The organism is Mesorhizobium sp. M1A.T.Ca.IN.004.03.1.1, from assembly GCF_003997555.1.
Lineage (GTDB): Bacteria > Pseudomonadota > Alphaproteobacteria > Rhizobiales > Rhizobiaceae > Mesorhizobium.
In genome coordinates this window covers 142,546-167,310 of record NZ_RZTV01000005.1, presented here as the reverse complement: position 1 = coordinate 167,310, position 24,765 = coordinate 142,546, and the positions used below count along the sequence as shown (strand labels likewise).

Below are 24,765 nucleotides of genomic sequence, written 5' to 3'. Positions count from 1 at the left end.
TTTCAGGCACAATGCTGAAATCGGCCGCAAACCGCTTATATTGGCGCAACCATGACCCTTTCATTCGATCTGACCGCCGAAGGCGCCCGCGACGCCTTGCGCGCCCGCGCCACGCCGGCCGAAAGGCCGTCGCTGATCGGCCTGACGCGCGCCGAGCTTGGCGCCGCTCTGGTTGACGCCGGCATTGTGCCGGAGCGCCAGGCGAAGATGCGCGCCCAGCAGCTCTGGCACTGGATGTATGTGCGCGGGGTCTCCGACTTCGCCCATATGTTCAACATCTCCAAGGATCTGCGCGCCGAGCTCGATAAGCACTTCACCGTTGCGCGGCCCGACATCGTCGAGGAGCAGATCTCTTCCGACGGCACGCGCAAATGGCTGTTTCGCTTTCCGCCGCGCGGCGCCGGCCGTCCGGTCGAGATCGAGACCGTCTATATTCCGGAGGAAGGCCGCGGCACGCTCTGCATCTCCTCGCAGGTCGGCTGCACGCTGACCTGCTCTTTCTGCCACACCGGCACGCAGAAGCTGGTGCGCAATCTGACGACGGAAGAAATCCTGGCGCAGCTGCTCACCGCGCGCGACCGCCTCGGTGACTTCCCCGACCGCGACACGCCGGACGGCGCCATTGTGCCGGCCGAGGGCCGCAAGGTGTCCAACATCGTCATGATGGGCATGGGCGAGCCGCTCTACAATTTCGAGGCGGTGAAGAAGGCGCTGCTGATCGCTTCCGACGGCGACGGACTTTCCCTGTCGAAAAGACGCATCACGCTGTCGACCTCGGGCGTCGTGCCGGAGATTGCCCGCACCGGCGAGGAGATCGGCGTTATGCTGGCGATCTCGCTGCATGCCACCAATGACGACCTGCGCGACCTGCTGGTGCCGATCAACAAGAAGTATCCGCTGAAGGAGCTGATCGCTGCCTGCCGCGCCTATCCGGGTCTCTCCAACGCCCGCCGCATCACCTTCGAATATGTGATGCTGAAGGACGTCAACGATTCCCTCGAGGACGCCAAGGCGCTGGTCAAGCTGCTCAAGGGCATTCCAGCCAAGATCAACCTGATCCCGTTCAACCCGTGGCCCGGCACCAACTATCAGTGCTCGGACTGGGAGACGATCGAGAAGTTCGCCGACTACATCAACAATGCCGGCTACGCCTCGCCGATCCGCACGCCGCGCGGCCGCGACATCCTCGCCGCCTGCGGCCAGCTCAAGTCGGAATCGGAACGCATGCGCAAGGTCGACCGGCTGGCGCTTGAAGCGATGATGATCGCGGGGCACGGCGAGGCGTGAAGCGTATCATCGCCTATCTCGTCCGCTTCGCCGCCATCCTGATCGGCTATGTGATCGCCTCGCTGGCGGCGAGCGCCTTTCTCAACGTGCTGTTCCTCGGCTATTTCGGCTATGCGCCGGAGCCCGGACATCAGACGATCGCGCCCGCGCTCTATTATTCGGTGCCTTTCCTGGCATTGTTCGTCGCCTATTTCGGCTTCATGCCGGCAGCGATCGTCATCCTGATCGCGGAAGTGCTCGGCCGCCGCGACTGGCTGTTCTATGCGCTGGGCGGCGCCGTCATCGCTGTCGTCTTCCTCGGCTTCGCGCATAACATCGGCGACGGCGATTTCGATGTCGCCGACAACAATGTCAGGCTCGCGCTGATCGGCAGCGGCATGGTCGGCGGCATCTTCTATTGGCTCTCTGCCGGCCGCTGGGCCGGAAGCTGGCGCCGCGAGGCGCTGCCCGATCTGGAGCCCTGAGCTCGGCGCGGGCTTTACTTCGCCTGTGCCGTCAGGATCTTGAGCGCGAAGGCCGAGAACACGCCGCCGAACAGATAATCGACCACGCGCGTGACGCGCGGGCTCGCCTTCATCGCCGCCGCGAATTTCTCCGCCGCGAGCACCATCGGCGCCGTCACCGGGATCGACAGCACGATGAATGTGATGCCGAGGAAGAACAGTTTTCCGGGCGCGTTCGAATCGTGCACGGAGACGAATTGCGGCAGGAAGGTCATGAAGAACAGGATGATCTTCGGATTGAGGAGGTTGACCCCGAGCCCGGCCGCCCAGCTGCGGAACAGCGAGATTTGCGGTCCGGTCTTCTTCTCCGGCGAAAAGGCCGAGCCTTTGGTCACCGCCTGCCAGGCTAAAAACACCAGATAGCCGGCGCCGAAAATCTTCAGCGCAAAGAAGGCCATGGGAGAGGCCACGATCAGCGCCGAGACGCCGACCACCACCAGTGTGGTGTGGACCAACGTGCCGGTGAGCGCGCCTGCCATCGAGGCGAAGCCGGTGGCTCGGCCCTGGCTCAGCGTGCGCGACACGAACAGCGTCATGTCCGGTCCCGGCGTGATCGCCAGGATGAGCGTGGCGATCGCGAACTGGATGAGCGTCGAAGTGTCGGGAATGAAGGACATGGGTCGCCTCGGAGTGGATCGCGCAGCTCTATAGCGCGGCGATTTTTGCGTCGCCAGCGTCTGCCCAGGCAAACATCTGGCCCAGCCTGTGCCATCGGCGGGCATCTGTTCGTCTCTTGCGCCGCCCGGAACGGCCGTGATACCTCGCCCGCGAAGCCATCTTCCCGCGGAACCGCCAAAATGTCCAAGACCAAAGACGTCAAGAAAGTCGTGCTCGCCTATTCCGGCGGCCTCGACACCTCCATCATCTTGAAATGGCTGCAGACCGAGCTCGGCGCCGAAGTCGTCACCTTCACCGCCGATCTCGGCCAGGGCGGCGAGCTGGAGCCGGCGCGCCGCAAGGCCGAGATGATGGGCATCAAGGACATCCGCATCGTCGACGTGCGCGAGGAATTCGTTTCGGACTTCGTCTTCCCGATGTTCCGCGCCAACGCCGTCTATGAAGGTACATATCTGCTCGGCACTTCGATCGCCCGGCCGCTGATCTCCAAGCACCTGGTCGAGATCGCCAAAGAAACCGGTGCCGACGCCATCGCGCATGGCGCCACCGGCAAGGGCAACGACCAGGTCCGCTTCGAACTTTCGGCTTACGCGCTGAACCCCGACATCAAAGTCATCGCGCCGTGGCGGGACTGGTCGTTCAAGTCGCGCACCGATCTCATCCACTTCGCCGAGCAGCACCAGATCCCGGTGCCGAAGGACAAGCGCGGCGATGCGCCGTTCTCGGTCGACGCCAACCTTTTGCATTCCTCCTCGGAAGGCAAGGTGCTCGAGGATCCGTGGAGCGAGCCGCCGGAATTCGTCCACCAGCGCACCGTCTCGCCGATGGACGCGCCGGACGTCGTCACCGAGATCGAGATCGAGTTCCTGAAGGGCGATCCGATCGCGCTCAACGGCAAGAAGCTGTCGCCGGCTACCATGCTGGCGGCGCTCAACGACCTCGGCCGCGACAACGGCATCGGTCGCCTAGACCTTGTCGAAAACCGTTTCGTCGGCATGAAGTCGCGCGGCGTCTACGAAACCCCCGGCGGCACCATCCTGATCGCCGCCCACCGGGCGATCGAATCGATCACGCTCGACCGCGGTGCCGGGCACCTCAAGGACGAGTTCATGCCGCGCTATGCCGAGCTGATCTACAACGGCTTCTGGTTCTCGCCCGAGCGCGTGATGCTGCAGGCGATGATCGACAAGAGCCAGGAAGACGTCGAAGGCGCGGTGCGGCTGAAGCTCTACAAGGGCAATGTCATCGTCACCGGCCGCAAGTCGAAGAAGACGCTCTATTCCGATGCGCTGGTCACCTTCGAGGATGATCGCGGCGCCTACGACCAGAAGGACGCCGCCGGCTTCATCCGTCTCAATGCGCTGCGGTTGCGGACGCTGGCGGCAAGGAACCGCGAAACATGATTTCCGAACGTCGAAAGTTGAGATGAGCGGGAAAAACCCGGCGGGGATGCCGGGTTTTATTTCGCGTATCTGATCTAAGAAAAGTTCAGACTACTTCAGAGAAATTATCGTTTGACCTTTCCGCCGCTCCAATTAAGTTCGCCAGCGGGATGCGGGGGTTTTGACAGTGAAAAGTAGTATTTCTCTTCTGGTCGCGACGGCGTTGACCTTGATGACGTGCGGGTCCTCGCAAGCAGCCACGAAGCAGGCGTCTGCGGCTAATTTGGACGGGTGCATCTCCGCTGTCCATCTATGGAGCATCACGTTCAAGCACGAAATCGCCTCCTTCATGGGCGTCTCGCAGGAGCGCATGCCGGCCTTGTTCTGCCAGCGCATAGCCGAGGGGATACGCAGCGGCCGCATCAGCTACTCCGACATAAACAGGCTGCAGCTCGACCAACCGACCGAAATCTGGTTGGTCATCAAGGGCAAGTCCAAGGCGGCTGCTGCGGCCACAACGGCGCCGCGGAACTCTAAATTCCGTACCTGCTCAAATGTTATCACCGGCTCCTTCGAGGTTGCCGCTTCCGAGAAATGCCCCTTAGGCGGCAGCTACTCGCAAGCTGCCGGAGTCCCGACGGTGATCGAGGACAGGCCAAAGGCGGCTCCTTCAGCGCCGCGGAACCCCAAATTCCGTACCTGCAACGGCACTACCGGTACCTTCCAGATTCCCGTTTCCCGGAAATGTCCATTGAGCGGCTACGCGAACGATTGAGAGTTAGGTGATGAGATCGAACCTGGTCGTTCCGGGTGGTTGGGTTTTGATCCTTGCTCCGTAACAAAAAGCCCGGCGCAGGCCGGGCTTCTCGTTGGAATGGAGATATTGCATCAGTTGGCGTCGATCGCCTCGGCGATGCGGGCGATGGCCTGCTGGTAGACGCTTGCCGAATTCCAGCCGGCGATGGCGCCCATATTCGCCTCATATCCCGCGCCGGCCTGCCAGCCATGGGCTTTGAGGAAGTTGGCGGTGGAAGCCAGCGCGGTGTTCCTGTCGCGCAGATTTCCGTTGCCGACGCCATACTTCAGAACATTTCCGGGCAGGAACTGCGTATGGCCGATCTCGCCATGCATGGCGCCGACCGAGGAGGCGGTCAGCGCGCCGCGATCGACCAGCTTCAGGGCGGCGATGGCATGGGGGGTGAAATAGTCCGGGCGGCGGCAATCATAGGCCAGCGTCAGAATGGCGGAGACCGTGTTCTGGTTGCCCATCGACGCGCCGAAGCCAGTCTCCATGCCCCAGATCGCAAGCAGGACGCCCGGCGGCACGCCGTAAGTCTGTTCGATCCTGTCGAACATCGCCGCGTTCTGCTTCTTCAACGCACGGCCCTTGGAAATAATCGCGGCCCCGCCACGACGCTGCATGAACGCTTCCACCGAGCCGCTGAAAGCCTTGTGGATCGCGCGGTCGGCAGCGATCGTCCTTGTCGCGTAAGTCGCGCCGGCCAACGCGGACAGACCCCTCTGGCCCACGCCCTCGGCTTGTGCTTCCGCGGCAAATTGCTGTTTCCATGCGTCGAAGCCGGCGCCGTTCTTGCCGCAGCTGGCCGCGGCCTGCGCGCCTGTCGCCAGCCCGAAAGCCGCCACAACGGCGGCCATGAAAATCCTTCCCTTGGCAAAAAATGCCATATCGTTCTCCTGGTTGCCTGAATCACGTCCCGGCTGCAAATCTGCCAGTGAAGCGCCCGGTTGTCACCGCCCGCGCGGGCTGCGCGGCGCTTGAAGCTGGCGAATGCCGGGGAATTTGCCCACGATCAAGCATAAATTATGGCGCAAGGATTTATTGTGGCGTGTCTTGAGGGAAGACGTCGATATTTGTGATCATTGGCGCAGGCTCGCCTATGCGGCTGCCCATCCCGGCTGTTCCGAAGCGCGCGCCACACTGATGCAGGCGGTAGCGGAGAAGATCTTCTTCGCCGGCGCGCATGTCGCCGGACCGCTCACCCAGGCTTTGTTACGGCGCGACATTGTCAGGCGAAAGCGTGGCCAGGCGGGGCGTCGCCCTGCTCGCGACGAAATAGAAACGGAACGACGGCCGGCGACGGGCGTTTGGGCGTTGCCCAACTTCGTTGACCTTTTTCCCGCGGTTCGATGACCGATGAAGCTGTTCGACTGCCCTCATTGCGGCCACCGTCTCTATTTCGAGAACGCGCAATGCCTGAACTGTTCAAGCCTGGTGCTTTACGATCCGGAGCGGGCGTGTTTCGTGCTTTCCGGCGGCGACGCCGTTCCATGCGGAAATGCCGACGAGTGCGCCTGCAACTGGCGGGCCGAGCCGGGCAGGATTTTCTGCCGCGCTTGCGCGCTCAACCAATTGATCCCCGACCTTTCGGTGGAGGGCAACCGCCGGCGCTGGATCCGCGTCGAGGCGGCCAAGAAACGCGCCGTCTACTCGCTGCTTGCCTTCGGCTTGCCGGTCGCGCCCAAGGTCGGACCGCAGGACGAGGCCGGGCTCGCTTTCGACTTCCTCGCCGATCCGATCGGCGGCGGACCAGGCGGCGAGCGCATCCTGACCGGCCACGACAACGGCAGGATCACCCTCAACGTCGCCGAGGCCGATTCCGCCGAGCGCGAGCGGCGGCGCGTCGAGATGGGCGAGAACTACCGCACCTTGCTCGGTCACTTCCGCCACGAGCTCGGCCATTATTACTGGGACCGGCTGATCCGCGACGATCCCGAGCGACTTTCGAGCTTTCGCGCTCTGTTCGGCGACGAGCGGGTTGACTACGAGCAAGCGCTGAAGGCCCACTACGCCAAGGGCGCGCCGCCGGACTGGGAGCAGCGCCACATCTCGGCCTATGCGGCGTCCCACCCCTGGGAAGACTGGGCCGAGACCTGGGCGCACCACCTGCACATCACGGACACGCTGGAGATGGTGCATGCGCTGAATTTTCCGCTCGGCCGGCTGGAGACAGTGGAAGCCAACGACCTGCCGCCTGGCGATACAGGGGGAGATCCGCTGCGGGAGCCCGCCGAACCCGATCCGGCGCCGGAACCGTTCGAAAGGATCCTCGGCCGCTGGCTGGTGCTGTCGGAGGCCTCCAATTCGATCAACCGCTGCATGGGTCTGCCCGACCTTTATCCCTTCGTCATTTCGGAGGTGACGGCGCAAAAACTGGCCTTCGTTCACCAGCTTTTGACCGACCTGCCCAAAACAAATGGAACAATTCGTGAGCAGGCGACGGCACTTTAGCCGGAACGCATAAGGTTCTGGTTCGTTTTCGAGCCCGAGGGAGCGTTGAGAACGGAGAGAAATCATGAAAAGTCTATTGTTTCCGGCACTTGCCGGTGCGCTGCTTGCCATGTCGGGCGCGGCGCTTGCCGACACGCCCGTGTCGGCAGTGACGGATCTGAATGTCCGCGCCGGCCCTGGCCCGCAATATCCCGTTATCGGCGTGCTGGCTGCCGGCCAGTCGGCGACGCTCAGAGGCTGCATCGAAGGCAGTAAATGGTGCACCATCGCCGAAGCCGGCGGCAAAGGTTGGGTTTATTCCGACTATGTGACTGCCGAATTCGGCGGCAGCCGTGTTGTGGTGACGCGCCGGCCGGCCGATGCCGGCATTGCCGTCGTGGCTCCGCCGACCGATGATATCTACACCACTGACACCTACACCGGCGCCATCGTTTCCGGCGATGACGCCATCGAGCCGATCGCCAGGCCGCCGGCCGAGGTCGGCACCTATGTCACCACGCACCGGGTCGAACCGGTCTATCTCGAGGGCGAAGTGGTGACCGGCGCGGTGCTGCCCGACACGGTCGAGCTGCGCGAGATCCCAGATTACAACTACCGCTATGTCTATGTGAACAACCAGCCGGCGCTCGTCGATCCGGGCACACGGCGCATCGTCTATGTGATGCGCTGACCTAGGGTATTCGAGAGGCGGCCGTCGGGAAACGGGCGGCCGACTTTCGAAGAATGTCAAGGTTGGGTCAGGCTACCTGCAGCTGCTCGACAGCCGCCGGTTTCGACCTACGATTTCAGGGGTTCGCTCCGCTCGTTGCTTCGCCTTGGACGAGGAGGGCAGGGTGGCTCCGTCAAACGCTTCACGCCCTTGGATGCGCCCGGTCGTAGATGTCGAGCAGCCTTGCCGTATCGACGCCGGTATAGACCTGGGTGGTCGACAGGCTGGCATGACCGAGCAGTTCCTGGATGGTGCGCAGGTCGCCGCCACGGCCGAGCAGATGCGTGGCGAAGGAATGGCGCAAGGCATGCGGCGTCGCGGTTTCCGGCAGGTTGAGGGCCGAGCGCAGCTTCGCCATCTCGCGCTGGACGATGGCCGGATTGAGCGGGCCGCCGCGAGCGCCGCGGAACAGCAGCTCTTTCGGATCGATGTGGAAGGGACACAGCCGCTGGTATTCGGCGACCGCCCTGAGCGCCACCGGCAGCACCGGCACCAGCCTTGTCTTGCCGCCCTTGCCGGTGATGCGCAGGACCGTGTCGGCCTCGGTGGCGAGATCGGCCCCGGTCAGGCCCAGCGCTTCCGAGATGCGCAGCCCGGAGCCGTAGAGCAGCGTCAGCACGGCGGCGTTGCGGGCGGCGATCCAGGGTTCTTCCGCCAGCTGGCCCTCGACAGTCACGACCTGCTTGGCATCGCTCGCCGTCAGCGGTTTCGGCAGCGATTTCGGCTGACGCGGCGCGCGCAGAGCGGCCGCACCCGCCGCGTTGACGAGGCCGCGCTTTTCGAGAAAGCGCAGCAGCGAACGGACGCCGGCCAGGCCGCGGCCGAGCGTGCGGGCGCCGGCGCCGCCGTTGCGGCGCGCGGCGAGGAAGCCGCGCAGGTCGGCCGGCCGCAGGTCGGCGATATCGGAGATGCCTGGCGGGCCGCCGCAATGCCCGGTCAGGAAATGCAGGAACTGGCGCGTGTCGCGCTCATAGGCTTCGACCGTTTCGGGCGACAGCCGGCGCTCGCGCGCCAGCATCTTGAGCCAGCTCTCGCGCGCCGCCTGGAGGTCGGGTTTTGCCGGGATGAGGAATTCCTGCATGCCGGCATTTTCGGGCAGTCAGGTTAGGAAGCGGTGAAGAGCCGATCATTGAAATGGCGGCTTCAGAGGGTTAGAGCAGGGCAAAGGAAGTGATGCCGATGTCGAAGCTCGAGAACCCTGTACAGATGGCCGTGATCGGCGCCGCGCACGGCATCAAGGGCGAGTTGCGGGTGAAAACCTTCACCGGCGATCCGCTGGCGCTGGCCGACTACGGGCCGCTGCATGCCAAGGATGGCCGAGCCTTCCAGATCCTCGACATCCGGCCGGCCGGCACGGTCGTGGTGGTGCGCTTCAAGGGCGTCAGCGACCGCAACACGGCCGAGGCGCTTGCCGGCACGGAGCTGTTCGTCGACCGTTCGGTGCTGCCGGACGACGGCGAGGAGGACGAGTTCTACCATGCCGACCTCATCGGCCTTGAGGTGAGGGACGATACCGGCGTCATCGGCAGGGTCGTCGCCGTGCATAATTTCGGCGGCGGCGACATACTCGACGTCACGCTCGCGGGCCGCAAGGGCGTGCTGATCCCGTTCACGCAAGCCGCGGTGCCGCATGTGTCGATCGCCGACGGCTTCGTTCAGGTCGATCCCCTGGCGGCGGGGCTGGTCGAGGACGAGGATAGCGAAGCCGCCGGGCGGCCCGGTTTCGACCCGAAGGGCCGGCCGCGCGGACCGAAGGACGCCGGGGGCAACCGGTGAGCTTTGCCGCCTCGGTGATGACGCTCTATCCGGAGATGTTTCCGGGTGCGCTTGGGCTTTCGCTCGCCGGCCGGGCGCTGGAAGCCGGCACCTGGTCGCTGGAAGCGATCCAGATCCGCGATTTCGCCACCGACCGGCATCGCACGGTCGACGATACGCCGGCCGGCGGCGGCGCCGGCATGGTGATGCGCGCCGACGTGCTGGCCAGGGCCATCGATCACGTTTCGCCGCAGGGCGATGAACGTCCAAGGTTGCTGATGAGCCCGCGTGGAAAACCGCTGACGCAGGCCCGGGTGCGCGAGCTCGCCGCCGGGCCGGGTGCCGTCATCCTGTGCGGCCGGTTCGAGGGCGTCGACCAGCGGCTGATCGAGGCGCGCGGTCTGGAGGAAGTCTCGATCGGCGATTTCATCCTTTCGGGCGGCGAGCCGGCGGCACTGGTGCTGCTCGATGCGGTGGTGCGGCTGCTGCCGGGGGTGATGGGCAACGCCGTCTCGGGCGAGGAAGAAAGCTTTGAGAACGGCCTGCTCGAGCATCCGCATTACACGCGGCCGCAGGAGTTCGAGGGCAGGCAAATCCCCGAAGTGCTGACCTCCGGCAATCACAAGAAGATCGCCGCGTGGCGTCGCGCCGAGGCGGAGAAGCTGACGCGGGAGCGCCGGCCCGATCTGCTGGCCGGTGCTCAGCCCTTGGTAAAGTAATAAAAGGCCAGAAACAGGCCGACGGCGACGACGAAGCCGCGCACGACACCTTGCGGCACGCGCCTGGCGATCCACACCCCGGCATAGCCGCCCAGCGCCCCGCCGGGGATCATGACGATCGCCTGCGGCCAGGCGACGATGCCGCCCGAAACGAAAACCAGGATGGCGATCGCCGCGATGACCACCGCCAGCATGTTCTTCAACGCATTGAGCTTGTGGTAGTCGCCGGCCTGCGTCAGGCCGAGGGTGGCAAGCATCATCACGCCCATTCCGGCGCCGAAGAAACCGCCATAGACCGAGGTCAGGAATTGCGCCAGCGATCCGGCGAGCGAGCCGAGCGAGGCCTGGTGCTCCGGTCCGGCCGCCGGCTTCAGCCACGGACCGGCCGCGAACAGGGTGGTCGCGGCGATCAGCAGCCAGGGCACAAGCGCGCGGAAGGACGTGTTGGAGAGCGCCAGCAGAATGAGCGAACCGGCCAGCGCGCCAAAGCCGGATATCACGCAGAGCACAAGTGCTTGGCGCCAGAAATGCCTGATGTCGTTGAGATAGGCGAGCGTCGAGGTGATGTAGCCCGGAAACTGTGTCACCGAGGACGTTGCGTTGGCGACGATCGGCGGCAGGCCGACCAGCGTCATGGCACCGAAGGTGACGAAAGTGCCGCCGCCGGCGACGGCGTTCACCGCGCCCGAGACAAAGCCTGCTAAGAAGAGCAGGACGGCATCGAAGAATGTCATCGAGGGAGGCCTGGGAAATAGCTTTCTCCGACTTAGAAAGCTTGCATGGCGCGCGCAACCCGGCACGGAGGCAATAATGATGGGGCCATAGTTTTCAAAAATTAGGCGTCAAAGGCGTGACAAAGCGCCGAAATAGCTGTATGTCGCCGCCCGAACCGGAAGAACGATCTTCCGGACCCGTCAACAAATGGCGGTGTAGCCGTCCCTGTCCGATGCCCCCGATTTGAATGTCTGGGCAAAGGACATAGCCGAGCGGTCATTGGAACTGCAAGGCAAGTCGAGGACGCTCTGGCTGTCGGAAGAACAAGAAGTGGATATTTGAGATGGATCTCATCCGTCAGCTCGAGGCCGAGCAGGCCGCCAAGATCGAAGCCAAGCGCAAGCTGCCCGAATTCCAGCCTGGCGACACCGTGCGCGTCCAGGTGCGCGTCACCGAAGGCAGCCGCACCCGCGTCCAGGCCTATGAGGGCGTCGTCATCGCCCGTTCCGGCTCCGGCTTCCAGGAGAATTTCACCGTCCGCAAGATTTCCTACGGCGAAGGCGTCGAGCGCGTGTTCCCGGTCTACTCGCCGATGGTCGAAGGCGTCGAGATCGTGCGCCGTGGCAAGGTGCGCCGCGCCAAGCTCTATTACCTGCGGGACCGTCGCGGCAAGTCGGCCCGCATTTCGGAAAACACCGGCGTGCGCGCCCGCAAGCTGAACGATGAAGAGCGTGATGCGCTGAACGCCGAACGCGCCCGCATCGAGGCCGAGAAGGTCGCCGCCGCCGAGGCGCTGGCTGCTGAGAAAGCCGCGCAGGACGCCGCCGAGAAGAAGGCTGCGGAGTCCGCGTCGGCCGAATAAGGCGCTTCCGCAGATTGTCTTGGAAAGGCGGCTTCGGCCGCCTTTTTCGATTGGATGTGCAGGCGGCGCTTGCCTGAAGCATGCCGCTGGATCGCGCCGAGCTGAAAGCCCTGCATGGCACGCTGACCCGGCTGGTCGCCGGGTTGCGCGAAGCGGTTGCGGATTGCGCGGATGGTCCGTCGCAGGCTGGGTTCGGGAAGCGTGCCGATCAGAGCATGGGAATCCGCTTTGGCGCTCATCGGTGCAGCGGATCTGCTTGCAAGGCGCTTGCGGAAAGCTAAAGTCGGCGCCGGTTTTTCTCTTGGGGCGAGCGTAGCGCCGCCAGTCACGTTCGGGAGTTCGTCATGATCAAGTCGAAACTGCTGCTGGCCGGCCTATTGGCCTGCCTTCTCGCGCCCGCTGCGGCGCTCGCCGACACGCTGCCCGATCTCGGCGGCAGAAAAGTCGTGGTGGTGACCGAAAACGCTTACCCGCCGCTGCAGTTCATCGACAAGAAGACCGGCAAGCAGATCGGCTGGGAATATGACGCGATGGATGAGATCGCCAAGCGGCTGAATTTCAAGGTTGAGTACCAGAACACCTCCTGGGACGCGATGATCCAGGCCGTTTCCGACAACCAGTACAATATCGGCATGACCGGCATCACCATCAAGGACGAGCGCAAGGCGAAGGTCGACTTCTCGGACCCTTACATGCGATCGGAACAGTTCATGCTGGTGCGCGGCGACGAGAGCCGCTTCACCGACGCCAAGAGCTTTGCCGCCTTCAAGGACGGGCTGATCGGCGCGCAAGCCGGCACGACGCCCTTCTACACCGCCGTCTACAGCGTGCTCGACGGCAATGAGCAGAACCCGCGCATAAAATTGTTCGAGACCTTCGGCGCCAGCGTGCAGGCGCTGAAGTCCGGCGATGTCGACGTGGTGCTGACCGACGGCACCGCCGGCAAGGGCTATGTCGACGCCTCCGAGGGCAAGCTGAAGCTGATCGGCGGGCCGCTCGGCAGTGAGGATTTCGGCTTCATCTTCCCCAAGGGCTCCGACCTGGTGAAGCCGGTCAACGCCGCGATCGCCGCGCTCAAGGCCGATGGCACGCTCGATGCGCTGAACAAGAAGTGGTTCCTCGACTACAAGATGGGGCAGTAGCCCACGTTGTTGACGGCAGTGCCTGTGCAGGGAATCGCGCTGACTTGGCGCATGAGCACCCCCCTCTGCCCTGCCGGGCATCTCCCCCTCAGGGTGGGAGATTGGCAGTTTCAGCGCCTCCGCACATTCTGCATCGATGGTTTGCGAAAGCCGATCGACCATCTGATCTCCCGCCTTGAGGGGGAGATGGCCTGCAGGCCAGAGCGGGGTACCTGGGCGCCATCCTTTCTGGGTCGTTACACCGGCGGCACATCCTGATGACCGCCACGACGTCCACCGCCAAATCCGAATTCCCCTGGTGGCTGGCCGCAGCGGCCGTTCTGGCGCTCGCCGCGGCGCTGGCTATCGCCGCCAGCGACCTTTACGCCGAGGTCTTCGCCACCGTCGCCAAGGGCATCGGCATCACCGTCTTCGTCACCGTGGTCGGCTTCGCGCTGGCCTCGGCGCTTGGACTCGGCATCGCGCTGATGGCCTTGTCGGGGTCGCAATGGCTGCGCCAGATCGCGCGCTTCTATGTCGAGATCATCCGCGGCGTGCCGATCCTGGTGCTGCTGTTCTGGATCGCTTTTGCCGGGGCGCCGGCATTCGTCGCGGCGTGGAACGCGCTGACGGCGCCGCTGCAGAGCGCCGGCTGGATCGGCGAGCTCCTGGTGCGCGACATCTCGCTTCTGTGGCGCGCCATCATGGCTCTGACCATCGGCTATTCGGCCTTCATCTCGGAAGTGTTCCGGGCCGGCATCCTGTCGGTCGAGAAGGGTCAGATCGAGGCGGCAAAGGCGCTCGGGCTGACGCGCGTGCAGCGCTTCCGGCTGATTGTCTTTCCGCAGGCGATCCGCACCATCCTGCCGCCGCTCGGCAACGATTTCGTCGCCATGGTCAAGGACTCCTCGCTGGTCTCGGTGCTGGGCGTTGCCGACATCACGCAGATCGGCAAGGTCTATGCCGCCGGCTCGTTCCGCTTCTTCGAGACCTATTCGATCGTCGCCTATATCTATCTGATCTTGACGGTCGGCCTGTCGCTGGCGCTGCGGGCGCTCGAGAAACGGCTGCGACGGCAGCATGAGCAATAGCCCCCGGGCCAAGAGCGCGCTACGCTTCCTGGGTTAGTAACGTCCAGGAGCTGACCCATGAATTTCGACAAGGCCAATGCGGCGCTGGATTCCGTCTATTCGGCCGAGACGCCGGAGGCGCTCGCCAAGGCCTATGCCGAATGGGCGGCGACCTATGACGGCGAGACCGCCTCGCTCGGATATCTGCTGCCCTTCCTTATCACCGCCTGGGTGGCGCGGCATGTGCCGGCGGGCGAAGGCCCGCTGCTCGACGCCGGCTGCGGCACCGGCCTGTCCGGGCCGTCATTGAAAGCGCTGGGCTATGGCGACATCTGCGGTCTCGACCTTTCAGACGACATGCTGAAGATCGCAGGCAGCCGCAATGCCTATGGCGAGCTGAAGAAGGCGATGCTCGGCGGTCCGCTGCCCTGGCCCGACAGTCATTTCCGCGCCTTCTTCTCGACCGGCGTCTTCACCATCGGCCACGCGCCGGCCGAGGGCCTGCACGAACTCGTGCGCATCACGAAGAGCGGCGGCCACGCCATCTTCACAGTGCGCGACCAGGTTTTTGAGAGCGGTGGCTTCCAGGCGGTGTTCGACGATCTCAGGCAGGCAAGGAAATGGCGGCTGGCCGAGGAAAGTCCGTGGTTTCGCTGCTATGCGATCGGCGACCCGGACGCGCTGGTGAAGACTTTCGTATTCGAGGTGCATTGAGCGCGGCTTCCCCTTCTCCCACAAGGGGAGAAGGCAAAGCTACCGCAATTGCCGAAAAGCCAAAACGTTGATATGAGCAGCGCCATGGAAGAGCTTTTCAGCGATCCGGCCTATAAGGGTTTCGTGCTGCAGGACAGGAAGCGCCTGCCGTCGCGATTTGCCGCGCGCGTCTGCGGCGCGCTCACCAGCCGACTTAGCTGAGGCGACCGATCCGGTCGCTTCGCCGGTCAGAAGCCCCGGCGCCAGCTTTTGCCATTCTCATATCGACGGATTTACGCACATGAGCGCACCGCGCACCCTCTACGACAAGATATTCGACGACCATGTCGTCGACCGCCAGGACGACGGCACCTGCCTGCTCTATATCGACCGCCACCTCGTCCACGAGGTCACCAGCCCGCAGGCCTTCGAAGGCCTGCGCATGAGCGGCCGAGACGTTCGCCATCCTGAGAAGACGCTCGCCGTGGTCGACCACAACGTGCCGACCTCGCCCGAGCGCAAGTTCGGCATCAAGAACGAGGAAAGCCGCATCCAGGTCGAGGCGCTGGCCAAGAATGCCAAGGATTTCGGCATCGAATATTATTCGGAGAACGACGTCCGCCAGGGCATCGTCCACATCATCGGGCCGGAGCAAGGCTTCACGCTGCCCGGCATGACCATTGTCTGCGGCGACAGCCACACCTCCACGCACGGTGCGTTCGGCGCGCTGGCGCACGGCATCGGCACTTCGGAAGTCGAGCATGTGCTGGCGACGCAAACTTTGATCCAGCGCAAGGCCAAGAACATGCTGGTGCGCGTTGACGGCCAGCTTCCGGAAGGCGTCACCGCCAAGGACATCATCCTCGCCATCATCGGCGAGATCGGCACTGCCGGCGGCACCGGCTACGTCATCGAATATGCGGGCGAGGCGATCCGCTCGCTGTCGATGGAAGGTCGCATGACGATCTGCAACATGTCGATCGAAGGCGGTGCGCGCGCCGGCTTGATCGCGCCGGACGAGACCACCTTCGCCTATGTGAAGGACAAGCCGCGCGCGCCGAAGGGCGCCGCCTGGGACGCCGCGCTTGCCTACTGGAAGACGCTGCATTCCGACGAAGGTGCGCATTTCGACAAGGTGGTCGTGCTCGATGCGCAAAAACTGCCGCCGATCGTCTCCTGGGGCTCCTCGCCCGAGGATGTCGTCTCGGTGCAGGGTTTCGTGCCGAATCCGGCCGACATCGCCGACGAGAACAAGCGTTCCTCGAAGCTGCGCGCGCTCGACTATATGGGGCTGACGCCCGGAACCAAGATCACCGACATCACGCTCGACCGCGTCTTCATCGGGTCCTGCACCAATGGCCGCATCGAGGACCTGCGCGCCGCCGCCAAGGTTGTCGAGGGCAAGAAGGTCAATCCGCGCGTGAACGCCATGATCGTGCCGGGCTCCGGCCTGGTGAAGGAGCAGGCCGAAGCCGAAGGGCTCGACAAGATCTTCGTCGCCGCGGGCTTCGACTGGCGCGAGCCCGGCTGCTCGATGTGCCTGGCGATGAACGACGACCGGCTGAAGCCGCATGAGCGCTGCGCCTCGACTTCGAACCGCAATTTCGAGGGCCGGCAGGGTTTTAAGGGCCGCACCCATCTTGTCTCGCCGGCCATGGCGGCGGCGGCGGCAATCGCCGGCCATTTCGTCGATATCCGCGACTGGAAGTAACGGCCTGCCGCGGACGCGATCAAAGGCCCGGAGCGCACCGCGTTCCGGGCCTTTTGTCGCTCAGCGGTCGCCGAGCCGGATAATCTCGTGGAACTCCTCACGTCGGCCAGGCTCGTCGGCAGCGACGATCAGCGCCAGTTGCTGCTCGTCGAAAATCTTGAACCACTCGTCCCATTCGACCAGCTCGTAGCCGCCGGCGTTGGGAGGCCGCTCCGGGCGGTCGTCGTCCTCATAGGCGTTCTGGCCAAAAACCAGGCGCAGCATGGGTTGCGTGCCGGCCTCGGGCGAAATGTCGACAATGGCCGGAAATCCGGCGCGCGCCGCCGCCCAGGAACGGATCGCATCGTGCTCGGTCAGGGTGATTGTACCGGCCATCGGCGTTCTCCTGTTTTGTGTTGAGAACGCCGGTCTCCCGGAGCTGTTCCAAGCCGTCGCTTAACCGCTTGTTTGTGCTTCCCGACTAGCATCTCCCCTTGGGTAACTTGGGGAAGTCACGGTCCGTTGGACACCGGTCTGCTCATAGCGCTGCTCAATCCGACGATAGCGCTGGCGCTCGGCGCTGCGTTCCTCGTGCTGTGGTTCTACCAGCGCCATCGTCCGTATCTGGCGGTGCTGGCGGCGAGCTACTGCCTGTCGGCGTCGGGTTTCCTGCTGCAATATTTCACGCTGCCGCTCGGCATCGTGGCGACCAAGCTGATCTCCAACATATGTTTCACGATAGCCGCCTGCTGCCTTTCCGGCGCGATCATCGCCCGCTACGGCCGGCGCGTGCCTTATTTCGGCATCGGGCTCATGGCCGGCGGCGGGCTCGCCGCCTTCGCATGGTTCATGTTCGTCGAGCCGGATCTTACCTGGCGCGTGCTCAGCATGAATTTCGGCTTCGGCGGCCTGAGCCTGCTCGTCGCCGCCGAGCTCAGGACAGTGCGCAACAATGGCCCTGAGAAAATCCTGGTCGCGCTGGCCCTGCTTTCTGCGCTGAACTTCACCGCCCGTACCCTGATCGTCGTCATCGCGCATGGACCGTTCCCAAGCTATGACGGCTTCTACGGCTCGTCCTACTGGACGACGGCGCTGCTCTCGCACGCGCTTTTGTCGCTTCTGATCGCGCTCTGCCTGTTCACGGCGGCCGCCCTCGATGTGCTGAAGGCACTGAAGGCCGAGACGCACACCGACCCGTTGTCCGGCCTTCTTAACCGGCGCGGCTTCGAGGACCGGGCAGCACTTCTGCTCGATCAATGCGCCAAGGCCGGGTTTCCCGTCGCGTTGGTGCTTGCCGACCTCGATCACTTCAAGGCGCTCAATGACCAGCACGGACATGAGGCAGGCGACCGAGTGATTGCCGATTTCGCTGCCAAGCTGCGCTTTGCCACCGGCGCGCGCGGCGCAGCGGGCCGCATCGGCGGCGAGGAGTTCGCCGTGCTCCTGCCGCTTAGCGATCTCGCCGCGGCGCGCCTGTTCGCCGAAGCGATCCGCACCTTCTATTCGGCCGGGGCCGTCGACGGCCTGCCGCTCGGCACCAGGGTGACAGCGAGCTTCGGCGTCGCCGCCCGCAGCGGCGCGGAAGGGCTGGCGCCGCTGATGCGGCGCGCCGACGAGGCGCTTTACAAGGCCAAGAGGAATGGCCGCGACAGCGTCCGCCTTTCCTACGAGCGCCCCGAAACCGCCTTCGTGCCCGAAGCGGTGAGCGTCGGCTGAAATCGCAGACTACCCGTCCAGAGCACCTGACAACAGCCAACATCACCGGGCGTTAACGTGTTTTTCGCCCGTCGATGGTTTTCTGCCCGGGGGGCTTCGAAGGGAACATGGGCAGCGCCGATTTCATCCTGATGATCAATCTGCTCGTCGCCGGGCTGTTGGCGGCGGCCTTCGCGGCGATCGCCGTCCACGACGTCGGGCGTGTGTCGGCGCGCTGGCTGGCTTTCGGTTATTTGCTCGGCATGGCCTATTTCGCCATCGAGTTCAGCATCCCCGCTTTTGCCGATGCCCGGCTGCCGGTTGTCATGGCCTTCGCTGTCTTCCTCGGCGCGACCATCGCCTTCAACGGCGGGCTTGCCCACAAATATGGCGTGACGCCGCCCTGGGCGCCGATGCTGGTCTTCCTGGCCGTGGCCTCGGCCGCCGTCTATCTGGTGCAGGACCTGCCGCGATACTCGCTCACCCGCATGTTGGCCTATCAGCTTCCTTATGCGGCCATGCAGTGCACCGCGCTTGGCATCGTGCTGTCCTCCAGGCAGCGGCTCGAGCGGCTCGATCACCTCCTGATGCTCGTGCTCGCGGCAAGCGCCCTGCAGTTCGCATCAAAGCCTTTCATCGCCGGCGCGCTGGGCGGCTGGGGCGCCAATCCGCAATCCTATGTGCAGACGGCTTATGCACTGGTGTCGCAGTCGCTTGGCACCGTGTTCGGTCTGGCGCTGGCGCTGCTCGCGCTCGCCATCCTGGTGCGCGACGTGCTGGCCGAGGCGATGTCGAAATCGGAGACGGACACGCTGTCGCGGCTCCTCAACCGCGGCGGTTTCGAACGCCATGCCGAGTTGGCGTTGCGCGATGCGGTGCGCCGGGGCGTACCGGTGGCGCTGGTCATTGCCGACCTCGATCACTTCAAGAGGATCAACGACAGCTACGGGCATGCCTGCGGCGATCGTGTCATCGAGACCTTCGCAGGCCTGCTGCGCGAGGCGGCGGCCGAGCATCACGTCGCCGGCCGCATCGGCGGCGAGGAATTCGCCATCATCCTGCCCGGTACCAACCTTGCTGCCGCGCGATTGTTCGCGGAAGGCGCGCGCAGCGCGTTTGGCGGGCTGCCGATCGAAGGCCTGCCCGCCGATCATCGCTGCAGCGCGAGCTTCGGCGTCGCCGAGCTTGCCACGGATGAGGATTTTCCAGATCTGCTGCGGCGCGCCGACGAAGCGCTTTACGCGGCCAAGAATGCCGGCCGCGACTGCGTGCGCGTCTCGCTCGGGACCGCGCGCCGGCAGTTCCCGGCGGTCAGCGGCAGGGGCTGAGGTTGGGCATCTCGCCGTCGGAGAGGCCGTACATATAGGAACGGCCCTTGATGAAGACCGGCGGCTGGTAGCAGCCCGGGGCGCCGGCAGCGTCGGAATCGTAGATGACATCTGGCTGGCCGGCGCCGGTGAAGTTCGAGAGCTGCTTGGCGTGCCGGCCCTCGCCGACGATGATGCGCTTGTAGCCGGCGGCGCTGTCGATGACGAGATTGCCGAAGGAATCGGCATAGACGCGGTCATGATGGCGCAGGCCGGCTTCGGCCGGCACAGCAACGGCGGTGGCAAGTGCAGCCAGCGTCGCGACCGCCAGGCCTGCCCGCACTGAATTCGAACGCATGTCGCTCTCCCTTGGACGGTGCGACCCTCGGGATCGCCCTGCAAACGTCGTGCGAATCGGAAATTAACCCTTTCTTAACCTTTGTTAAGGGGCAGACAGGCTTCAGGAGGGGAACTTAATGAACATGGTTAATTTCGGCGCCTTGGCTCCACTCCGTCCATCGCCCCGCCCCGGCCCAGGCGAGCTTGATCTTGGCGCATTGCGTGGCTAGCGTGCCGCGCACGAAAGGGGCAGCACATGATGTTTGGCCGTGCGATTTGGGTGTCGCTCGTTGTTCCGCTGCTTCTTGCGGCTGCGGCCTGTATGCCGCAGGACGGCGTGCCGAAGGCGGCGAATACTTTATCGCCAACAGTCTCGCCCGTTCCAACCAGCCAACCCGTCGCTCCCGGGGCCGGAGCTGCCGCAGCGCCCAAGACATCGGCAACAGCTTCGCCACCCGCAACCAAAATCACCACCGACTTGACCATGCCGCGAGCCGGCGTCGGAACGGCCACCTACAGATGCGGCGATGGCGGCATGATCACCATCCAAAATCTCGGCTCTTCGCTGCGCGTGCTCGGGCCGGATGGCTCGGCCGAAGTGTTTCCAGCGTCGCCCGCCAATCAAACCAGCCGCTACCAGGAAGCGGCGACGCATGACGCAATCGTGATCGACGGTCGCGAGGCGCTGGTGATGAAGAAGGGGTCCACGCCGCAGAGCTGCAAAAGATAACGGATCTTATTGCACTGCAGCGACGTTGCGCCGGCTGCAGATCGGCCGCTAATCGATTGAAGCTGCATTTCCCCGTTTTGTCAGACTAAATGACGTTTCCAAAACGATTTTCCGGCTTTGACGCGGTGCAAAAAGCGCATTAGAAACCCGCTATCCGAGGCCCTATGTCGTGGCGGCAAAAGCCGCATCCTTCGCGGCTCAGGAACGCCGATCTGGGGGAGCCATGAGCAAATCACCAGCCACCCGCGCAATTGCCAGACGTGAACGGCCGCTTTCGCCGCACCTGACGATTTACAGGCCCCCGATCACGATGACGATGTCGATCGTCCATCGCATCACCGGCGGCGCGCTCTATTTCGGCACGCTCCTGGTGGCGGCCTGGTTGATCGCTGCGTCGAGTTCGCAGGCTGCGTTCGACTGGGTCAACTGGGCCTTCGGCTCCTGGCTCGGCCGGCTGGTCCTGTTCGGCTACACCTGGGCGCTGATGCACCACATGCTGGGCGGGTTGCGCCATCTCGTCTGGGACACCGGCGCCGGGCTCGAAAAACACACCGCCTCGAGGATCGCATGGGCAACGCTCGCCGGCTCGATCGTGCTGACGCTGCTGGTCTGGATCGCGGGCTACATGGCGCGGGGGGCATTCTGATGACCGCAAAGAATTCGGACATGCGCACGCCGCTCGGGAAGGTTCGCGGCCTTGGTTCGGCGCGTGAGGGTACCGGCCATTTCTGGCGCCAGCGGCTGACGGCGGTGGCCAATATCCCGCTCATCCTGTTCTTCGTCGGCTTCCTGATCGCCCTCAACGGCCACGGCTATGCTGAAGTGCGGGCGTCGCTCGCGAACCCCTTCGTGGCGCTGGTGCTGTCGTTGGTGCTGATTTCCGCGCTCTACCACATGCGGATCGGCATGCAGGTCATCATCGAGGACTATGTGCATGGCGAGGGCATGAAGCTGGCGCTGATCGCCCTCAACACATTCTTCTCAATAGCAGTCGGCGTCGCCTCGCTCTTCGCTCTGCTCAAACTCGCATTCGGAGGCTGACGTCTTGGCCAGCGCAAACACAGCCAGCACGGCTTCGGCCTACACCTTTGTCGATCACAAATTCGATGTGGTGATCGTCGGCGCCGGCGGCGCCGGGTTGCGCGCCACGCTCGGCATGGCCGAGCAGGGGCTGCGCACCGCCTGCATCACCAAGGTGTTTCCGACACGCTCGCACACGGTCGCGGCGCAAGGCGGCATCGCCGCCTCGCTCTCCAACATGGGCCCAGATTCCTGGCAGTGGCACATGTACGACACGGTCAAGGGCTCAGACTGGCTGGGCGACGTCGACGCCATGGAATACATGGTGCGCGAGGCGCCGGCCGCCGTCTATGAGCTCGAGCATTACGGCGTGCCATTCTCGCGCACCGAAGAGGGCAAGATCTATCAGCGGCCGTTCGGCGGCCACATGATGAATTATGGCGACGGCCCGCCGGTTCAGCGCACCTGCGCCGCCGCCGACCGCACCGGGCATGCCATCCTGCATACGCTCTACGGCCAGTCGCTGAAGAACAACGCGCAGTTCTTCATCGAGTATTTCGCGCTCGACCTGATCATGGAGCCGGACGGCACATGCACCGGCGTGGTGGCGTGGAATCTCGACGACGGCACCATCCACCGCTTCTCGGCAAAGATGGTGGTGCTGGCGACCGGCGGCTATGGCCGCGCCTATTTCTCCGCCACCTCGGCGCATACCTGCACCGGCGACGGCGGCGGCATGGCCGCGCGGGCCGGGCTGCCGCTGCAGGACATGGAGTTCGTGCAGTTCCACCCGACCGGCATCTACGGCGCCGGCTGCCTGATCACCGAAGGCGCGCGCGGCGAGGGCGGCTATCTCGTCAATTCCGAGGGTGAGCGCTTCATGGAGCGCTACGCGCCGTCGGCCAAGGACCTCGCCTCGCGCGACGTGGTCTCGCGCTGCATGACGCTGGAGATCCGCGAGGGCCGCGGCGTCGGCAAGAACAAGGACCACATCTTCCTGCATCTCGACCATCTCGATCCGGCGGTGCTGCACGAGCGGCTGCCGGGCATCTCGGAATCGGCCAAGATCTTCGCCGGCGTCGACCTGACCAAGGAGCCGATCCCGGTGCTGCCGACGGTCCACTACAATATGGGCGGCGTGCCGACCAATTATTGGGGCGAGGCGCTCAACCCGAGCTTCGACAACCCCGACCGCGTGTCGCCCGGCCTGATGGCGGTGGGCGAGGCCGGCTGCGCCTCCGTGCATGGCGCCAACCGGCTCGGCTCCAACTCGCTGATCGATCTCGTCGTGTTCGGCCGCGCGGCCGCAATCCGCGCCGGCCAGGTGATCGATCGCAAGTCGGCGATTCCGTCGCCCAATCAGGAATCGATCGACAAGATCATGGACCGCTTCGACAAGCTGCGCCACGCCAGCGGCTCGACCCCGACCGCGGCGCTGCGCGAAAAGATGCAGCGGGCGATGCAGGAAGACGCAGCGGTGTTCCGCACGCAGGAATCGCTGGAAAATGGCTGCAAGCGCGTTTCGCAGATCTGGAGCGAGCTCAAGGACGTCAAGGTCTTCGACCGCTCGATGATCTGGAACTCGGACCTGGTCGAGACGCTGGAGCTCGAAAACCTGATGGTCAATGCCATCGCCACGGTCTACGGCGCCGAGGCGCGCAAGGAGAGCCGCGGCGCGCATGCGCGAGAGGATTTCTCGGCGCGCGACGACGCCAACTGGCGCAAGCACACGCTGGCCCACGTCGGCGAGGACGGCAAGGTGACGCTTTCCTACCGCCCGGTGCACACCGACCCGCTGCTGGCGGAAAAGGATGGCGGCATCAGCCTGGCCAAGATCGCGCCAAAGGCCAGGGTCTACTGACATGGCATTGGCGGCCGCGGGATATTCCGGCACGCCCCTTCCGGCCAAGCTCGGCCTGAAGGACGGCATGGTCGCCGCCTTCATCGCGCTGCCGCCGGAGCTCGACGAGTTGGCTGGGGCCGTCGCGTTTGCCGGGGTCGACCGAGTGCCCAACTGGTCGGCGATCTCGGGCAACCGGAAATACGATGCCGTGCACGCTTTCACCCGGCAGCGCGCCGAGATCGAGGACGGCCTGGCCGGCATCGAGACGGCGATCAAGCGCGACGGCATGGTCTGGGTCTCCTGGCCGAAGAAGGCTTCGAACGTGCCGACCGACGTCACCGAGGACGTCATCCGCGCCGAGGCGCTCAAGCGCGACCTTGTCGACGTCAAGGTCGCGGCCCTCAACGAAATCTGGTCCGGGCTGAAGCTCGTCATCCGAAAGGACCGCAGGTAATGGTCGAACTCACGCTTCCCAAGAATTCGAAAGTCCAGCAGGGCAAGACCTGGCCGAAGCCGGAGGGCGCCACCAATCTGCGCGAATACCGCATCTACCGCTGGTCGCCGGACGACGACGAGAATCCGCGGATGGACACTTATTTCGTCGACATGGACGATTGCGGCCCGATGGTGCTCGACGCGCTGCTGTGGATCAAGAACAAGATCGACCCGACGCTGACGCTGCGCCGCTCCTGCCGCGAAGGCATTTGCGGGTCCTGCGCCATGAACATCGACGGCTCGAACACGCTCGCCTGCACCAAGGGCGCCGAAGACATTTCCGGCGCGGTGAAGATCTATCCGCTGCCGCATATGCCGGTGATCAAGGACCTCGTGCCCGACCTCACCAACTTCTATGCCCAGCATGCCTCGATCGAGCCCTGGCTGAAGACGGTCTCGCCGACGCCCGCCAAGGAATGGCTGCAAAGCCATGAAGACCGCGAGAAGCTCGATGGGCTCTATGAGTGCATCCTGTGCGCCTGCTGCTCGACCTCGTGCCCGAGCTACTGGTGGAACGGCGAGCGCTATCTCGGCCCGGCAACGCTGCTGCAGGCCTATCGCTGGCTGATCGATTCCCGTGATGAGGCGACCGGCGAGCGGCTCGACAATCTCGAGGATCCGTTCCGGCTCTATCGCTGTCACACCATCATGAACTGCGCGCAGACTTGTCCGAAAGGGCTCAATCCGGCGAAGGCGATCGCGGAAATCAAGAAGATGATGGTGGAGCGGCGCGTCTAGAGTTTAGCGGCTCAAGTTCGTACGCAGCGATTCTTCGCGCCCCCCTCTGGCCTGCCGGCCATCTCCCCCACCGGTGGGGAGATTGGCTGTCATCGCGGCTTTCGCCAATCGCCAACGTTGAAGGATGAGCGCCGTCGGCGAAGCTGCTGATCTCCCCCCAAGTGGGGGAGATGTCCGGCAGGACAGAGGGGGGCGCTGTCCCGCCGACGATCCGAAGGTTCTGCC

At 64.4% G+C, this 24,765-nt stretch carries 27 protein-coding genes; 21 read left to right on the top strand and 6 right to left on the bottom strand.

Annotation, left to right across the window (positions count from 1 at the left end; genetic code table 11):
• Window positions 1–51 precede the first annotated feature (51 nt).
• Both rlmN and EOD29_RS17825 read left to right on the top strand, forming a co-directional pair.
• Complete coding sequence (rlmN, locus tag EOD29_RS17830; protein WP_127247343.1) at window positions 52–1,287, top strand: 23S rRNA (adenine(2503)-C(2))-methyltransferase RlmN; 1,236 nt, start codon at window positions 52–54, stop codon at window positions 1,285–1,287.
• On the top strand, window positions 1,284–1,751 hold the full coding sequence (locus EOD29_RS17825) for a hypothetical protein (RefSeq protein WP_127247342.1): 468 nt from the start codon (window positions 1,284–1,286) through the stop codon (window positions 1,749–1,751). The genes rlmN and EOD29_RS17825 overlap by 4 nt, the downstream gene beginning before the upstream one ends.
• Window positions 1,752–1,765: 14 nt before the next feature.
• Here the strand turns inward: EOD29_RS17825 and EOD29_RS17820 are convergent, their stop codons facing one another.
• A complete protein-coding gene (locus EOD29_RS17820; protein WP_127247341.1) occupies window positions 1,766–2,407 on the bottom strand; it encodes a LysE family translocator in 642 nt (213 codons plus the stop codon).
• 180 nt (window positions 2,408–2,587) lie between these two features.
• Between EOD29_RS17820 and EOD29_RS17815 the strand changes: the two genes are divergently transcribed.
• Together EOD29_RS17815 and EOD29_RS17810 are read left to right on the top strand one after the other, a co-directional pair.
• A complete protein-coding gene (locus EOD29_RS17815) occupies window positions 2,588–3,811 on the top strand; it encodes an argininosuccinate synthase (RefSeq protein WP_127247340.1) in 1,224 nt (407 codons plus the stop codon).
• A 166-nt stretch (window positions 3,812–3,977) separates the two neighbouring features.
• Window positions 3,978–4,565: a hypothetical protein gene (locus EOD29_RS17810; protein WP_245456919.1), complete on the top strand. Its 588-nt coding sequence runs from the start codon at window positions 3,978–3,980 to the stop codon at window positions 4,563–4,565.
• 113 nt (window positions 4,566–4,678) lie between these two features.
• Here the strand turns inward: EOD29_RS17810 and EOD29_RS17805 are convergent, their stop codons facing one another.
• Window positions 4,679–5,476 carry a lytic transglycosylase domain-containing protein gene (locus EOD29_RS17805; RefSeq protein WP_066991813.1) on the bottom strand — a complete coding sequence of 266 codons (798 nt, stop codon included), beginning with the start codon at window positions 5,474–5,476 and terminating at the stop codon, window positions 4,679–4,681.
• 469 nt (window positions 5,477–5,945) lie between these two features.
• Between EOD29_RS17805 and EOD29_RS17795 the strand changes: the two genes are divergently transcribed.
• Window positions 5,946–7,040 carry a putative zinc-binding metallopeptidase gene (locus tag EOD29_RS17795; protein ID WP_127247339.1) on the top strand — a complete coding sequence of 365 codons (1,095 nt, stop codon included), beginning with the start codon at window positions 5,946–5,948 and terminating at the stop codon, window positions 7,038–7,040.
• A 64-nt stretch (window positions 7,041–7,104) separates the two neighbouring features.
• Window positions 7,105–7,710 carry a DUF1236 domain-containing protein gene (locus EOD29_RS17790; RefSeq protein ID WP_066991818.1) on the top strand — a complete coding sequence of 202 codons (606 nt, stop codon included), beginning with the start codon at window positions 7,105–7,107 and terminating at the stop codon, window positions 7,708–7,710.
• A 181-nt stretch (window positions 7,711–7,891) separates the two neighbouring features.
• Here the strand turns inward: EOD29_RS17790 and EOD29_RS17785 are convergent, their stop codons facing one another.
• Window positions 7,892–8,830 (bottom strand): tyrosine recombinase XerC, encoded by a 939-nt coding sequence (locus tag EOD29_RS17785; RefSeq protein ID WP_095799631.1) that lies wholly within the window; start codon window positions 8,828–8,830, stop codon window positions 7,892–7,894.
• A 98-nt stretch (window positions 8,831–8,928) separates the two neighbouring features.
• On the opposite strand from EOD29_RS17785, the gene rimM reads away from it, so the two are divergent.
• Window positions 8,929–9,525 carry a ribosome maturation factor RimM gene (gene rimM, locus EOD29_RS17780; protein ID WP_066991935.1) on the top strand — a complete coding sequence of 199 codons (597 nt, stop codon included), beginning with the start codon at window positions 8,929–8,931 and terminating at the stop codon, window positions 9,523–9,525.
• Window positions 9,522–10,223, top strand: a complete 702-nt coding sequence (gene trmD, locus EOD29_RS17775; RefSeq protein WP_127247338.1) for a tRNA (guanosine(37)-N1)-methyltransferase TrmD — start codon at window positions 9,522–9,524, stop codon at window positions 10,221–10,223. Before rimM ends, trmD begins: the two co-directional genes overlap by 4 nt.
• Here trmD and EOD29_RS17770 read toward each other — a convergent pair.
• Window positions 10,205–10,957, bottom strand: coding sequence for a sulfite exporter TauE/SafE family protein (locus EOD29_RS17770; RefSeq protein ID WP_127247337.1), 753 nt, complete (start codon window positions 10,955–10,957; stop codon window positions 10,205–10,207). The two genes, trmD and EOD29_RS17770, sit on opposite strands and share 19 nt — an antisense overlap.
• A 323-nt stretch (window positions 10,958–11,280) precedes the next feature.
• Here EOD29_RS17770 and rplS point away from each other — a divergent pair, with 323 nt between their 5' ends.
• The 5 genes from rplS to leuC all read left to right on the top strand — a co-directional run bounded on the left by rplS (window position 11,281) and on the right by leuC (window position 16,394).
• On the top strand, window positions 11,281–11,799 hold the full coding sequence (gene rplS, locus EOD29_RS17765) for a 50S ribosomal protein L19 (RefSeq protein ID WP_040974610.1): 519 nt from the start codon (window positions 11,281–11,283) through the stop codon (window positions 11,797–11,799).
• A 344-nt stretch (window positions 11,800–12,143) separates the two neighbouring features.
• Window positions 12,144–12,941, top strand: coding sequence for a transporter substrate-binding domain-containing protein (locus EOD29_RS17755; protein ID WP_095782807.1), 798 nt, complete (start codon window positions 12,144–12,146; stop codon window positions 12,939–12,941).
• A gap of 257 nt (window positions 12,942–13,198) precedes the next feature.
• Window positions 13,199–14,011, top strand: coding sequence for an amino acid ABC transporter permease (locus tag EOD29_RS17750; RefSeq protein ID WP_095799636.1), 813 nt, complete (start codon window positions 13,199–13,201; stop codon window positions 14,009–14,011).
• A 57-nt stretch (window positions 14,012–14,068) separates the two neighbouring features.
• Complete coding sequence (locus EOD29_RS17745; protein WP_127247336.1) at window positions 14,069–14,704, top strand: class I SAM-dependent methyltransferase; 636 nt, start codon at window positions 14,069–14,071, stop codon at window positions 14,702–14,704.
• 280 nt (window positions 14,705–14,984) lie between these two features.
• Window positions 14,985–16,394 (top strand): 3-isopropylmalate dehydratase large subunit, encoded by a 1,410-nt coding sequence (leuC, locus tag EOD29_RS17735; protein ID WP_066991840.1) that lies wholly within the window; start codon window positions 14,985–14,987, stop codon window positions 16,392–16,394.
• A 60-nt stretch (window positions 16,395–16,454) separates the two neighbouring features.
• Here leuC and EOD29_RS17730 read toward each other — a convergent pair whose 3' ends face one another.
• The gene (locus EOD29_RS17730; RefSeq protein ID WP_066991843.1) at window positions 16,455–16,769 is read right to left on the bottom strand and encodes a hypothetical protein; all 315 of its coding nucleotides are present in this window, start codon (window positions 16,767–16,769) and stop codon (window positions 16,455–16,457) included.
• A gap of 126 nt (window positions 16,770–16,895) precedes the next feature.
• Between EOD29_RS17730 and EOD29_RS17725 the strand changes: the two genes are divergently transcribed.
• Window positions 16,896–18,089, top strand: a complete 1,194-nt coding sequence (locus EOD29_RS17725; protein WP_127247335.1) for a GGDEF domain-containing protein — start codon at window positions 16,896–16,898, stop codon at window positions 18,087–18,089.
• Window positions 18,090–18,196: 107 nt separating this feature from the next.
• Window positions 18,197–19,396 (top strand): GGDEF domain-containing protein, encoded by a 1,200-nt coding sequence (locus EOD29_RS17720; protein WP_127247334.1) that lies wholly within the window; start codon window positions 18,197–18,199, stop codon window positions 19,394–19,396.
• Here the strand turns inward: EOD29_RS17720 and EOD29_RS17715 are convergent.
• A complete protein-coding gene (locus EOD29_RS17715; RefSeq protein WP_095799639.1) occupies window positions 19,380–19,733 on the bottom strand; it encodes a hypothetical protein in 354 nt (117 codons plus the stop codon). The genes EOD29_RS17720 and EOD29_RS17715 overlap by 17 nt on opposite strands.
• Before the next feature lie 465 nt (window positions 19,734–20,198).
• Between EOD29_RS17715 and EOD29_RS38020 the strand changes: the two genes are divergently transcribed.
• The 6 genes from EOD29_RS38020 to EOD29_RS17685 all read left to right on the top strand — a co-directional run bounded on the left by EOD29_RS38020 (window position 20,199) and on the right by EOD29_RS17685 (window position 24,540).
• Window positions 20,199–20,444, top strand: a complete 246-nt coding sequence (locus EOD29_RS38020) for a hypothetical protein (RefSeq protein ID WP_336618886.1) — start codon at window positions 20,199–20,201, stop codon at window positions 20,442–20,444.
• A gap of 223 nt (window positions 20,445–20,667) precedes the next feature.
• On the top strand, window positions 20,668–21,090 hold the full coding sequence (gene sdhC, locus EOD29_RS17705; protein WP_127247333.1) for a succinate dehydrogenase, cytochrome b556 subunit: 423 nt from the start codon (window positions 20,668–20,670) through the stop codon (window positions 21,088–21,090).
• Window positions 21,090–21,485, top strand: coding sequence for a succinate dehydrogenase, hydrophobic membrane anchor protein (sdhD, locus tag EOD29_RS17700; RefSeq protein ID WP_066991857.1), 396 nt, complete (start codon window positions 21,090–21,092; stop codon window positions 21,483–21,485). Before sdhC ends, sdhD begins: the two co-directional genes overlap by 1 nt.
• A gap of 4 nt (window positions 21,486–21,489) precedes the next feature.
• Complete coding sequence (gene sdhA, locus EOD29_RS17695; RefSeq protein WP_127247332.1) at window positions 21,490–23,325, top strand: succinate dehydrogenase flavoprotein subunit; 1,836 nt, start codon at window positions 21,490–21,492, stop codon at window positions 23,323–23,325.
• A gap of 1 nt (window position 23,326) precedes the next feature.
• Window positions 23,327–23,761 carry a DUF3052 family protein gene (locus EOD29_RS17690; RefSeq protein WP_067322940.1) on the top strand — a complete coding sequence of 145 codons (435 nt, stop codon included), beginning with the start codon at window positions 23,327–23,329 and terminating at the stop codon, window positions 23,759–23,761.
• Window positions 23,761–24,540 (top strand): succinate dehydrogenase iron-sulfur subunit, encoded by a 780-nt coding sequence (locus EOD29_RS17685; RefSeq protein WP_066991866.1) that lies wholly within the window; start codon window positions 23,761–23,763, stop codon window positions 24,538–24,540. The genes EOD29_RS17690 and EOD29_RS17685 overlap by 1 nt, the downstream gene beginning before the upstream one ends.
• Window positions 24,541–24,765 lie beyond the last annotated feature (225 nt).